The sequence below is a fragment of the Candidatus Thermoplasmatota archaeon genome (assembly GCA_034660695.1).
Lineage (GTDB): Archaea > Thermoplasmatota > E2 > UBA202 > DSCA01 > JAYEJS01.
The window spans coordinates 5,475-18,989 of sequence record JAYEJS010000153.1; the positions used below are offsets into that span (position 1 = coordinate 5,475).

Genomic DNA, 13,515 nt, shown 5'->3' on the forward strand with positions numbered 1-13,515 from the left:
CACTCACATTGATAATACCGTTCCATGTTATCATATCGTGTATTGAATCGTATGAAGCTGTTCCCCCATCGGATGTTGCTGAACCGCTTTCATAGGTTGTATGTGCAGGGATATAATCCTGCAGTTCATTTCCTGGATTGTCGTGGTGATTCTTGTCACCCACATTGGTTACGTTTATGATATAATGAATTGTATCCTCTGGCCTAAGAGGAATGCCATTGATGTCGATAGCTTCTTTTGCTATAATCAATTCCGGGGCGGATATGACTTGCGTATTTTCATATGTTTCATTGGTTGCATCTTGAGTGCATGTCACATTGGCCGTGTTATTGAGCATTATGTTTTCTAACGGCATATGCACTTGCACCTTGATTTCAATGGGGTATATATCTCCAGGGCTTAATAGGGCAACGTGCCATTCATTATTGCCTACATTAGGGGAGGGATTGGCTGAAATGAAAGTTACATTTGCATCGTACATATCTTTTACGATTACATCGGTTGCATTGGCATTGCCATTATTTTCTACTGTTACAGTATAATTGAAGAATGTTCCCGGATGGACTGGATCATCACTGTCTGCTTTTTCTATTGATAAAACAGGAGATGATACAACAGTTAAATTTGCATATGCATGGCTGGTTGCATCGTTAATGTTATTGCCGTTGCTGTCCCAATGAAGTATTGCATCATTTGATATGAGTGTGCCATTATCCAATGGAAAATCAACTGTTACATTGAATTCTATGGTTACGGTCTCACTCACATTGATAATACCGTTCCATGTTATCATATCGTGTATTGAATCGTATGAAGCTGTTCCCCCATCGGATGTTGCTGAACCGCTTTCATAGGTTGTATGTGCAGGGATATAATCCTGCAGTTCGTTTCCTGGATTGTCGTGGTGATTCATATTTCCCGTGTTAGTTATATAGACTATGTAGTGTATTTTATCCCCGGGTTCTAAATACAAACCATTAATATCAACTGCTGTTTTATCTATCTCCATCAATGGTGCTGATGTTACATTAGTTGGCTCGGTGTCTTCATCAGTAGAGCCTTCATCACAGGTCACATTGACGGTATTGTATATTATTGTTCCGTTCTCCATGATAGATTTTGCTCTTGCACTTACGATGTATTTAACATAACTCCCCGGAGAAAGATTTGAAATGTGCCATGTTATTGTATCCCCATTATTATATCCTCCATCTGTGTCTATAATAGAAAGATTGCTTTCATCAAAATCATCTACAACCATAATATTTGTGGCATCCTCATTTCCGCTATTTGTTACATTTATGGTATACGTGAGCATACCTCCAGCACTAACGGGATCGGGATTATCATCCTTTATAACAGTGAGGGAGGGAGCCGTTACGATGAGTATATGTCCCTGATAATGTTCGGCTTCCCTGTTACCAAGCAAATCAATAGAGAACCACCTTATCTCATTTATGCCATAATGATCCATTGTGAACATGGCAGATATTGTTCCACTTGTTGGATTTACATCACCTGAACCATTGTCCAATATTGTTTTATTGACTACCAGTTCGTCCACAACATCATTGCCATTGCTGTCCCACCATATCTCATAATGAAGATAGTTAATGCCGACTGAGCAATTCCCATCGTCAGTTCCATTCAGCCATATTGGAGTTTCGTCTGTTACAGTATATTCATCCTCTCCTCCAACCTTTTTTGTTGTTACTGGAGGAATATTGTCCACATGCACATAGCTCGCTTTAGGAATATTTGGTTCTTCAAGACACCAGAAAGTATCGTTGCTACCCCATTCTTCACCCCAGTCGTAAAAAAGAATTTCTATTGCACCATCTCCATCAATGTCAGCTATACTTGGGGACGTATGGATTGGTCCATTTGTTAAAAATTTTGATAACAAAGAGCCATTTGTACCATATAACTTGTAAAGATAACCATCATCTGAACCTATGAACACATGCAAACTCTGCTCTCCATTACTATATCCGTAGAATCCTGTTCTGGCACATTCATGCCTGAACATCGGCCATTGCAAGCGATAAAGCGAGCCATCACAGGCAAGAGCTGGAGATGAATAGACTGCCCCTCCCGTGGTGTAGTTCCACTTAAGAGAGCCCGTATTATTGAGACAATAGACACTTCCATCAAGAGAACCAACAACGATATCAAGCTCACCGTCTCCATCGACATCGCCGATGGCTGGAGATGAGTAGACTGCCCCTCCCGTTGAAAAATTCCATTCAACACTTCCTGTATTGCCATCCCATTGAAGACAATATACATTTGTATCATTTGAGCCAACAACAATCTCCAGATAAGGATCGTCATCAATATTTGCAATGGCAGCAGAAGAATAAATGCTATCGTTCGTTGTAAAGCTCCATTCAGTAGTCCCTGTCGCTCCGTCAATAACGTAAACAGTATTATCAAGCGATCCTATAATTACCTCCATATGGCTATCATTATCTATATCCGCTACAGCAGGAGATGCTATGATTGGCTGGCTGTTATTGACGACCCACAAAACATCCCAATCAACCCCCTCTACCCCAAGGCTACCATAAGCCTTAGTCCATGGAAAATAAGGGGAACGACCATAATAATCCCGCGGTAAAGTAAAACCATCATCCGTGCCATCGGAATTGTCGCCATCAAAGCACCATAAATTGTTGTAAGGATTGTTCCCTATTACCAGTTCCAGTCCATTCAAGTGTGGGTCATCATCGACAATGTCTGCAAGTGCAGGAGATGAATGCCAACAAAATTTCCCTCCAGGAGCTCCCCCGGGGGGTAAAGTCGGGAAAGTCCAAAGAAAATTTCCATTATTATCCATAACTTCCACCTCCCATCCACTGGTTGTCCCTGCTGCTATTTCTAATGCGCCGTCCCCATCGATATCACATATTGCCGGTGAGCTTCTCGCTTCATCCGTTTTAGTGTCTCTTGCCCATACTATATCTCCATTAGAAGACCAGCATCGCCATAATCCATTTGCACTAGCATTTATTTCTGGATAGAAATTTTTTGCTTCATCGCTTCCACATACGATCTCCATTTCGGGTGTAAAATTAAAAAGATCTGCGATAGCAGGAGAAGAGCCGAATACCATTTTTTTATACTGATCTTTGTAAAAGCTCTGGTCTTCCCAACAATGTGTGACCATGGGTTGATAAGAATAGTTCCACTGCTCCTGCAATTGGCTTTCGCCAGAGGTTTCAACATTACCTGCATAATCAACGCTATAAAAAATAATCCTATGGTGACAAGAATTTGAAATAGTGAAGTATGTAGAAATACTTCCCGAGGAATTATCAGAATCGTTTAGATCATTATCGTAAACGGTTACATTTTTCTCAAGAATTTCAAATATTCCATCTCCATTGCTGTCACACCACACCCCATAGTGTGTATAATTTACTCCACTATAATCATCTGTTGCATTAAGCCATATTTCTGTAGATGAATTAATCCATTTTCCTCTTTCGTCCTCATAAAACGGTGCAGCATATTTTATTGAGGTAACTGGCGGCGTCGTATCGCCGTCTGTTTCAGAAAAAAATTCCCCGTGAGAGTTGTTTATACTCGATAAAACAGAAGTGAGAAGTAAAATTACCGTGCTTATTACAATAAAAACGATCAATCGTTTTTTGTTATTAGTACCCATATATTCCATAATGCATTGTTTGCATTTAAAATTAACCTTCCAATAAGAAAGTAGAAAATTTCAGATGCAACTACCCGAAGGGCAATATAAATCTGCATCCAAGCATGATTCTTGTAATTTTCAGAAATATTATATGCAGGAAACTGTTCCAGGGCTCGTGAAAGTCGAATGGAAGAATTATCCCATTGATGTAATCATCTGCCTTGCATGGAGCATTGCCACATTTATGGCGGTAATTCTTGACTTGCACGCGATAAGGGTACTGTTTGGTCTGCCATTCATCCTATTTATCCCTGGATATGTACTTGTATTCGCTTTATTTCCCGGGCGCGATATAAGCTTAATAGAAAGGATTGCATTGAGTTTCGGCCTTTCTATTGCAATAGTGCCTCTCATAGGGCTAGCCCTTAATTACACCCCGTGGGGAATCCGCCTTGAACCGATTTTAATAAGCCTTACCTCTTTTGTTTTTGTCATTTCTGCTATTGGATGGTACAGATGGCAACATTTACCAGTAAGGCATCATCCACCACTAAAAAGAAGGTTTTTCGTGTCCATTGATATTCATTTTCCAAAAGGTGATAGCAAGCTGGAAAACGTTTTGACTGTTGTCCTCATCATCTCCATTCTAATTTCTGTCTCGCTTCTCGCCTATATCGTTGTTACACCCCATGTTGGCGAATCGTTCACCGAATTTTATCTCCTCGGCCCAAGCGGAAAGGCGGAAGGATACCCAACGAATCTTTCCTTAGGGGAAAACGGGACAGTCATCATAGGCATCGCCAATCATGAACACGAGGTTATAAATTATACTGTGGAAATATGGCTCGTAAATCAATCATGGAGATACAACGAATCCTCCAAAGAAAACGAGAGTGCTGTTCACGACATGTGGTTTATGAAAAAAATAGAAGTTCAATTGAATTTTACCACACCAAACATGGAGGAGGAATGGAAATCTCAATGGGAATATAATTATTCATTTAATATAACAAAGAGAGGCTCTTTCAAAGTTGCTTTTCTCCTTTTTAAAGGCGAAACCAACGAGTTCATAGAGGGAAATGATTATCCGGAAGAAGAAAAAAGGCTTTCACAGGCTTATAGGGAATGCCACCTGTGGATCACCATGAATAATCCGCCCGTGGCAAACTTTACGTACAATCCTTGCAGTCCAACCACGACAGACAGCATTACCTTCATTGACACAAGCTTTGACTCGGATGGTTACATTGTCAATCGGTCGTGGGATTTCGGTGACGGTAATAGGAGTTACGGCGAAAACACACTTATATTCGATGGTGTAAATGACTATATTGATTGCGGCAATGATACAAGCCCAAATATTACTACTAACTGCACCATCGAGTTTTGGTTCAAACCACGTGACTTTACCAGGAATTACTCTTGTTTGATTCAAAAAAATGGTGCCTATGCCATTCAGTTCTTACCTTCCAAGAAAGCTCTCCGACTCTATGATTACGGTCACGAAAGTTCTGTAGACAGCGATGCCATCTTTACAGAAGGTGAGTGGCAGCATGCAGCAATGGTGAAGAATGGCTCACGTGTAACCTGGTATAGAAACGGTGTAATTGCAGGCAAAGGAACATTGGCCGGTGATGCATTTTCCACTTCTATGGCCGCACTGTATATCGGCATTGACAAGGATTTATCTAGCAATGCCTTCAGCGGAGATATAAAGGGGGTAAGAATTTACAACCGGACTCTAATGGACATCGAGATTGAAAACAATTATCAAGGCAATATTACAACTGGCGGGCTGGTTAGCTGGTGGATGTTAAATGAAGGCCATGGAAGCATCGCCTATGACAGCACCCCAAACTACAACCGTGGAACAATATTTGGGGCAACATGGAAAAACTGTGCACGGCATAGCTACGCTGCTGGCGGCAACTACATGGTTACTCTGGTGGTAAGGGATGATGATGGAGGAAAAGATAGTATAAGTAAGCCTGTAGCAGTCACCTAGACTGCAAACATTTTTTAATTGTCATAAGATTACAAGGCAGTATGGGCATCGAGAGCATGGAGTATGCAAGGCTGCTGTGGGGCATCATGATGATGATTTTATCCGGTTATTTATGGAGTTTGCTGATTTTTAAGAAGATGAAAGTGCAGGAAAGAATTGTCTTTGGATTCGGCTTCACACTTGCAGTTTCTGCATGCATCGTTATGCTCTTTTCCATATGGATGAGAGTAACGGGCTCTTTTTTTGCCCTACTTTTTGTTGTTTATATGGCCATACCGATTCCGTTTCTTGCAATGAAGAAAAAAAGTTTTTCTTTTGCTCTTCCAGAAAGAAAGAAAATAATGAAAGGCATTATTTTGGCAGGCATACTGATATTTGTTTTTTACATGACATTCCTTCCCCATTCCGTCAGGGAATATGATTTACCTTTTCATGCCGATGAATGGGTTCACTGGGGATATATAAGGGGTTTCATGGATTCTGGTGAAATAAAATTTCCGAATCCTTTTACAGGTGGAGAATGGATGGTCGATCCAGAAATTGGTTTCCATGTTTTTCTTGCATGCTTCAAATGGCTTTCTGGTGCAGAGTTGAAAGCAATATTCCTTTTCATGCCTTCCTTGCTGGCTGTTTTTACAAGCCTGACGGCATTTTCCCTTGGAGAAAGAAGCGAGAGAAAATTTGGGCTTGGAGCTGCTTTCCTCGTTGCTTTCATTCCAACGAGTAATCGGTTTCTGGGCCCTTCCTTTCTCGTTCCCCTCTCTCTTGGACTTTTTTTAACCCTCCTTTCTCTTCTAATTGCCCAGATGAAAAGTTACAGAAAATATCCACTGCTCTTTTTTATGGTTCTTTTCACGGCCGTTGCTCATCCCCCATCTGCCGTTGCAATGGCTATAGCGCTTCTTTGCTACGCCATTTTATTACCGATTGAAAAAAATTACAGGGAGGGAGCATTTATTGCACTGGCAGTCATTGCACCTTTTTTAATTTCCTACCTTGTTATACCAAAATCTTATTTCGAAATGGGGATAAGTTCCCTTTTCGGAGAGAAATATACATCAACGTTGTCAATGGTTGATATTAATTCTTATATGGGGCACTTAGGATATATAGTACTGGCTCTATTCTTTTTCGCTTCATTCATGGCAATATATAAGGGAAAAGCTTTACATCGGGGCATGTTTTTAGCTGCTTTATCTTTTATTTCAATTATTTTCTTGTATGACAATTATAATTTTGGCCTTTCAATAATGTATGATCGTTCCTTCTCATATCTATTTTTGTTTATAACTATCCTTGCCGGTTACGGCCTTGCGGGAATAAGAGAGTATGGAGAGAAGGGAATAAACTATGCTATAAAATCAAAGAAGTTTTTTCATGGCAAAATATCAGCAAAAAGAGTTAGCATTGCTATCGTCATTCTTTTATGTCTTACAAACGCTTTCTTCGCCGTTCCTCAACATAAAGAAGAGCCATACTACAAAGTTATTAGTGAAAAAGAATTCAATGCATTTGATTGGATAAGAAATAATATTGACGGCTATAGGGATGAACACCATTCTTTTGATAGGGCGGCAGTGCCTCCATTAAAAGCACCTGCTTTCTCTGCAGTAACGGGAGTCCATACAATCTGCTCCAATTTTTTGCCGAAATATGGAATGAATATAGAGAAAGAAATGAAATCTTTCCTTGCAGGAAAAGGAAAAGACATAGATTTTTTGGAAAAATATGACATAGGCTTAGTGTATAAAAATTGCGAGAATGAAAATCTTTTGGAAATACACGAAAACATGTATCTTTATTATGGCCTGCCACCGACAGCCAATTTCACATTCACTCCAAGGAATGAATCTGTCACCTTTATCAGCACATCTACAACACCATATGGAAAAATAATAAATTGGACATGGGATTTTGGCGATGGGGATATTTCAAACGGAAAAATACACGGATTGAAATTTGAAGAAGGCGATTATGCAAAAACAAAAATGAAAATGAACGGAAGTTTTTCGATAGAAATGTGGATACAACCGGACTTTTCGTACAATGATGGTGAAATACATGAATGGTTTTTATGGTATGGCGGGGGAACGTACATTAACTGTTTCAAACATTCAAACAATAGGGTATATTTTGTGGTTAGGGGCGAGAAATGGAAAGCCGCTCATCCAGTCATAGAATTTGACGCGAATACATGGCACCATTTTGCTGGTATCTATGACAAAACAGGCAGATTTACTTTGTACTGGGATGGAAAGTTCATTGAATTTGCCACGGGAGGGGGAAAAATTTCCTCTGAAGAGGGCAGTATTATAATAGGCGGGAGAAATAACAGATGGTTCAACGGATGTATAAGAGATGTCAGAATTTATGGGAGGACATTAAATAACTCCGAAGTGGAAGGTAATTATAACGGAAATGTTGTTACAAATGGTTTAGTATCGTGGTGGAAGTTTGATGAAGGAAAAGGAAATATTGCATATGGTAGAATCGGGGGGCAAGATGCAACAATTTATGGGGCAAGATGGGTGAATTATGCGGAATATACATATGGCAAAGCGGGAGAATACGAGGTAACTTTAACGGTACGGAACGAGGACGGGCTCAGCGATTCAATTTCAAAGAAAATTTTTGTTTCTTCCTCATAATGATGTAAAATATGATCGCAATCATTACTGCAAAAATGGTTACCCAGTAGTTGTCGGAGCGTATCGCATAAATTTGCCATTCGTTCCAGCTCAGCGGGAACAAAAGTTTCATTCCGCCAGAAGTATGCCTGAGAAAGAAATCCAGTACAAAGTGAGTTGTTACTCCCACGGATAAAAATATGAAAGCCTCTTTTATCTTCGGGAAAAAAGATGCTATGATTCCTGCAACAAGTAAAGAGCCGACAGGGGTATGCAACGGATCGAAAAAGCCGTGGGTATCTATTTTTAATGCGGTAAAGACAAGGTTTATTTTTATTAAATCCGGTAGGAGAGAGCCGACAATAACTAAAGAAACATCCATTTTTGCTGCCCTCCCCGTAATCCATCCCGCGATGGTATGCGTAAGCCAATCAGGCATTTTTACCCTCGAACATGAATTTTTTAAAGTTGAATTTCCAATTACGGAAAAGGAAATAAATGGCGAAGGGAATGGCTGGGAGAGAACGGATGAATATGAGGCTGGATTTCCAGCTGCTGCTCACCATGATTTTTTTAGCTGTTACATGTCCCTTTCCATCCAACACACCGGTAACCTCCACAATATCTCCTTTTTTCAAACTTATATTTTTTGTTCCTATTGTTAGAGAATTGTAGGGAGGTTCCGTGAGACATATTTCTATTTCCCCATTGTTTGCTTCAACCACCTTTCCGCCAAAAGATACTTCAGTATTATTATATTTCTCAAAATTTTTTAGAATATAATCCATGTCCGGGTCTTTTTTGTCGTGTTCTACAAGGCTGTATGCCATAAGAAGAAAAAGGATAATAAGAAAAAGAAATGCTGTCCGTCTCATTGCCGTGAAAACTTTACACATTATTTTTAATTTTCGACCGTTTGGCTTTTATACTGCTTTTTATTTATGCTTGACAATGTGCCTTCATACAAGTTGTGGTTCGGAAGAGAGGGTATGGCTTCCTTTAAGAAATGATGAAAAGAGTGAAGTAGCTCTCCATCCATGGTGCACTAAATGCGGCACGGTGAAAAATATTTCCTCTGATAAAGCAAAAAAGATGGGATATTGGACAAATATCCTGGCACGCATATCGCAGCGGTTTAACGTTGCTCAAGCACAAAAAAGGCTTGCCGCGAAAGAGCTTGAAGCATATGACGGATTTGATGATGTTTATTCATTAACTGGCAGTTCTCAGCAAAAAATTTTTGTAGAGGTGGTAAAAAAATATTTTAACCTGAGGGAAAAAACAATCTATTCCTTTCTCTGATAATCTGAATTGATGTGATGATAGGAGGGCTATCAGTTGGCCAGTTTGAGGAAGGAAAGTATTATCTATTAGGATTTATTGGCAAAGGAATACGGAACCGAAAAGGAAGAAGTAAGATCATATGCGTAGCCCCGCTCAAGTGCTGAAGATGCAATATCTTTAAATATCCCTCAACTGATATGAAAATGGTGGGAAGATGGTATCCTGGGCATTTGAAGAATTAAGAAAGTTAGATGAAATGCAGCCAGAAGCTATTGATGAAATTCTGAAAGAGATTAGAGTGAAAAATCCCGATATTTTCAAGTCTTTGGTTATAGGTGCTTATATAGATGAAAAGATAAATTTGAGTAAGGCTGCAGAATTGCTGGAAACCACAAGGATCGAACTTCGAAGGGATTTTAGAAAAAAGGGAGTACCCATTAGGTCAATATCTCGTGAAGACGTAATTGCAGAAACAGAAGCGATGAAGGAATGGAAATAATTACAGATGCTACGGTTTTATCGAATTTTGCTCTAGTCGATAAATTGGACGTTCTTGTAAATACAGTTCACGTTTGCACCACTGAAGAAGTGATCGAGGAACTAAAAGTTTGCACGAAAAAGGGGATTTTCAAATTTGATGTGGGCATTGAAGTGGTTGATATGAGTGCAGAGGAACGATTAACATTTTCGAGGTTAAGAGGAAAATTTGGAAATGGAGAAGCTTCTTGTCTCGCCGTAGGGATGCATAAAAAGCTTAAGATACTCACGGATGACTTTGATGCAAGAAAATTTGCCCAGCGAATAGCCATTCCAGTTTCTGGAACTATAGGCGTGCTGGTGAAAGCGGTTGAAAAAGGCATTATTTCTGCCAGAGAAGGGCAGAAAATACTTCATAAAATGATAGGAAGAGGGTTTTACTCATCAATTGAAGATTTTTACCGGATTTTACAGAAGGGAGAGGATGTATGAAAACCTAGGTAGAGATGAAAAGACATCCTCTGCATGTTTGGTAAGAGTGCATTGGCAAATCCTTCTCCATAAATGCATGAGGAAAGAATGAAAAAAATGAAGATACTTGCAGCAATGAGGAAGCAACTATTGGAAGCGTTGTCTTAAAGGCGAAAAGGCACGTTGACGAAGTATTAGTAATAGATAATGGAAGTATTGATGACACGGCAAAGGAAGTGGGTCGTTACTTTAGATGGAGATGAAATTTCGCATGTTTTGAATCATTAATTATGTAAAATTACATAACGTATTTATACGTAATAAATATTATAGCTTGGTGAAGAGATGGAAAATCCGTTTGATTATCAAAGAATTGTAGTAGGAGAATCATTCGTAGATAGGGAGAAGGAATTAAAAGCTCTGATCGATGCAGTGCTTTCTGGAGAAAATATTTTATTGTATTCTCCAAGAAGATATGGGAAATCCTCACTTTTAAAAGAAGCGATTCGCAGAATAGGCGAAGAGCGTATTTCAATTTATGTGGATCTCTGGGAATGCCTCACTGAGGTAGAGATTGCCGAAAAGTTGGCCAGCGGTATAATAAATGCAGCTTATAACAAGATTGAGAAAGCTGCTACTATGCTCAAAGAGGGGATTACATCTGCCAGACCTCTTCTGACAATAGAAAAGGATGGAAGCATTGGAATAAAACTAGAATTTATTGAACGTGAAAAGACACTAAGAGAAACTATCATGATGATCCAAAAGATTGCAGAAAAACGGAAGAAAAAAGTGATTGTTGTAATGGATGAGTGTCAAGTGATTGCAGAGTTTAAAGGACATCGTATAGAAAAGGTCATCAGAAGTACAATTCAAGAGCAGAGTATGGTTACGTATATATTTTCAGGCTCGAAACAGCATGTCCTTGAGGCAATGGTGAATGAAAAAAGTAGGGCATTTTACAAACAGCTTAGACCAATGACCCTAGGGCCGATACCCATAGGAGCATTTACACCTTTTATAAAAAAAGGTTTTTCACAGGTGACAAATATTGATGATGATGCAATAGCTGAGATTTATAGACTTGCTTGTGGAAACCCACAGAGAATCCAACAAATCTGTCATTGGCTTTTTTCTAAAGCAATAGATGGAAAAGTTCCTACACCTACCCTTGTAAAAGAGGTTGTTGTGGAGATATGTTTGAGTTTGGATAAAGAATTTGAGGATGAGCTAGATGGAATAAAAAACAGAAGGCAAAGACAAATTCTCAAAGCCCTATCAATTGATCCAACTGAAAAGCCTATGTCTATGGAATTTATCCAGAAACATGCATTGGGTCCTGCAAGTAGTGTTCAAACTGCACTGAAAGGACTGATAGAAAAAGGCGTGCTGGACAATAGATACGAGTTTGTTGATCCTTTATTTAAAGTATGGCTTTTATTTAAACATCGTAAAATGATTTGATGTTTAAAAACGAATATATGTATGGAGTAAGCTTTATGAATACAAGCTTATTAAGGTGAAAATGAAAAAAATGAAGATACTTGCAGCAATACCCTGCTATAATGAGGAAGCAACTATTGGAAGCGTTATTTTAAAGGCAAGAAGGCATGTCGATGAAGCTCTGGTAATAGATGATGGAAGTATTGACAGCACGGCAAAGATAGCAGAAGAGGCAGGAGCAAAAGTAATAGGGCATGAGGAAAATAAAGGTAAGGCATACGGGATAAAAAGTGCTTTTAAATATGCCTTGGAAAATGATTTTGATGTTGTTGTTACTCTGGATGGAGACGGGCAGCATGATGCAGACGAAATTCCAGATTTGCTAAGGCCTGTTATAAATAGGGAAGCAGATATGGCAATAGGTTTCCGTTTTGGCAGGCTTACAGAAATGCCTTTATGGAGGAAGACGGGGAAAAGAGCCCTGGATTATGCCACAGGGTTGAAAGCAGAAAAGGTTACAGACAGTCAGTGCGGATTCAGAGCTTTCAATAGAAAAGCCGTGGAAGGGTTTGTCCATCGTTTGAGAGGAAATGGATTCAGTGCGGAGAGTGAGCAATTAATTCTTGCAAAAGATTTTAACCTAAAAATTGCTGAAGTAAGAACTTCCTGTAAATACAAAAATTTGAAAACGTCTAAAAAAAATCCGTTCTCACATGGCCCTTCTGTTTTAAGATATATTCTTTGGCTCGTTGCTGAAAGGAGACCGTTGCTCTTTATCGGTGTTCCTGGACTGGCTTCTATCCTGGTGGGCTTATTTTTTGGAATGAAAACACTACAATATTACAGCAAAGGCGAAGTTTATCTATCAGGTGCTCTGCTTGCCATTTTCTTTTTGATTATCGGCACTCTGGCTGTTCTCATGAGTTTGCTGTTGAATATTCTTCCGCACATTATTCAAAGGGCAAGAGAAGATTAAAATGAAAATTTGTATTATCCTGGGAACACGCCCAGAAATAATAAAGATGAGCCCGATAATAAGGGAATGCGAAAGGCTTAGTTTAGATTACTTTATTTTGCATACAGGTCAGCATTATTCGTACAATATGGACAGAGTTTTCTTTGAACAATTGGAGTTGCCAGAAGTAAAATATAATCTGGATGCAGGCTCAGGCTCGCACGGGGAGCAGACCGGAAAGATGCTTATTGGGATTGAGAAGATTTTGATGAAAGAAAAACCGGATGCTGTTTTGGTAGAAGGGGACACGAACACGGTATTAGCAGGTGCGTTAGTAGCCACGAAATTGCATATAAAAGTGGGGCATGTTGAAGCTGGTTTAAGAAGCTATGACAGAAGCATGCCGGAAGAAATCAATCGCGTTTTAACCGATCACTGCTCGGATTATCTTTTTGCACCGACAGAAAAAGCGAGGCAAATCTTACTTGGCGAAGGCATTCTGGATGAAAAAATCTTTGCTACTGGAAATACGATTGTGGATGCAGTGTATCAAAATTTAAAGATAGCAAGCAGTAGAAAAAACGCACTTAATGACTTGCAC

The 13,515-nt window shown here is 39.4% G+C and carries 11 protein-coding genes; 8 read left to right on the plus strand and 3 right to left on the minus strand.

Annotated features, from left to right (window positions below):
* Window positions 1-3,670, minus strand: a 3,670-nt coding sequence (locus tag U9O96_08175; GenBank protein MEA2055060.1) for an FG-GAP-like repeat-containing protein, incomplete at its 3' end; no start/stop codon positions are given.
* Window positions 3,671-3,827: 157 nt separating this feature from the next.
* Between U9O96_08175 and U9O96_08180 the strand changes: the two genes are divergently transcribed.
* Both U9O96_08180 and U9O96_08185 read left to right on the plus strand, forming a co-directional pair.
* Window positions 3,828-5,657: a DUF1616 domain-containing protein gene (locus tag U9O96_08180; GenBank protein ID MEA2055061.1), complete on the plus strand. Its 1,830-nt coding sequence runs from the start codon at window positions 3,828-3,830 to the stop codon at window positions 5,655-5,657.
* Between the two features lie 41 nt (window positions 5,658-5,698).
* Window positions 5,699-8,305 (plus strand): LamG-like jellyroll fold domain-containing protein, encoded by a 2,607-nt coding sequence (locus U9O96_08185; protein ID MEA2055062.1) that lies wholly within the window; start codon window positions 5,699-5,701, stop codon window positions 8,303-8,305.
* Here U9O96_08185 and U9O96_08190 read toward each other — a convergent pair.
* Both U9O96_08190 and U9O96_08195 read right to left on the minus strand, forming a co-directional pair.
* Window positions 8,262-8,723 carry a metal-dependent hydrolase gene (locus U9O96_08190; GenBank protein MEA2055063.1) on the minus strand — a complete coding sequence of 154 codons (462 nt, stop codon included), beginning with the start codon at window positions 8,721-8,723 and terminating at the stop codon, window positions 8,262-8,264. The two genes, U9O96_08185 and U9O96_08190, sit on opposite strands and share 44 nt — an antisense overlap.
* Window positions 8,716-9,159, minus strand: coding sequence for a hypothetical protein (locus tag U9O96_08195; GenBank protein MEA2055064.1), 444 nt, complete (start codon window positions 9,157-9,159; stop codon window positions 8,716-8,718). The genes U9O96_08190 and U9O96_08195 overlap by 8 nt, the downstream gene beginning before the upstream one ends.
* 76 nt (window positions 9,160-9,235) lie before the next feature.
* Between U9O96_08195 and U9O96_08200 the strand changes: the two genes are divergently transcribed.
* The 6 genes from U9O96_08200 to wecB all read left to right on the plus strand — a co-directional run.
* On the plus strand, window positions 9,236-9,586 hold the full coding sequence (locus U9O96_08200; protein MEA2055065.1) for a hypothetical protein: 351 nt from the start codon (window positions 9,236-9,238) through the stop codon (window positions 9,584-9,586).
* A 196-nt stretch (window positions 9,587-9,782) separates the two neighbouring features.
* The gene (locus U9O96_08205) at window positions 9,783-10,067 is read left to right on the plus strand and encodes a UPF0175 family protein (GenBank protein MEA2055066.1); all 285 of its coding nucleotides are present in this window, start codon (window positions 9,783-9,785) and stop codon (window positions 10,065-10,067) included.
* Window positions 10,058-10,537: a DUF3368 domain-containing protein gene (locus tag U9O96_08210; GenBank protein MEA2055067.1), complete on the plus strand. Its 480-nt coding sequence runs from the start codon at window positions 10,058-10,060 to the stop codon at window positions 10,535-10,537. Before U9O96_08205 ends, U9O96_08210 begins: the two co-directional genes overlap by 10 nt.
* 324 nt (window positions 10,538-10,861) lie before the next feature.
* Window positions 10,862-11,980 carry an ATP-binding protein gene (locus U9O96_08215; GenBank protein ID MEA2055068.1) on the plus strand — a complete coding sequence of 373 codons (1,119 nt, stop codon included), beginning with the start codon at window positions 10,862-10,864 and terminating at the stop codon, window positions 11,978-11,980.
* A gap of 61 nt (window positions 11,981-12,041) precedes the next feature.
* The gene (locus U9O96_08220; GenBank protein ID MEA2055069.1) at window positions 12,042-12,935 is read left to right on the plus strand and encodes a glycosyltransferase; all 894 of its coding nucleotides are present in this window, start codon (window positions 12,042-12,044) and stop codon (window positions 12,933-12,935) included.
* Window position 12,936: 1 nt separating this feature from the next.
* Window positions 12,937-13,515: UDP-N-acetylglucosamine 2-epimerase (non-hydrolyzing) (gene wecB / locus U9O96_08225; GenBank protein ID MEA2055070.1), on the plus strand; the 579-nt coding region annotated here is incomplete at its 3' end.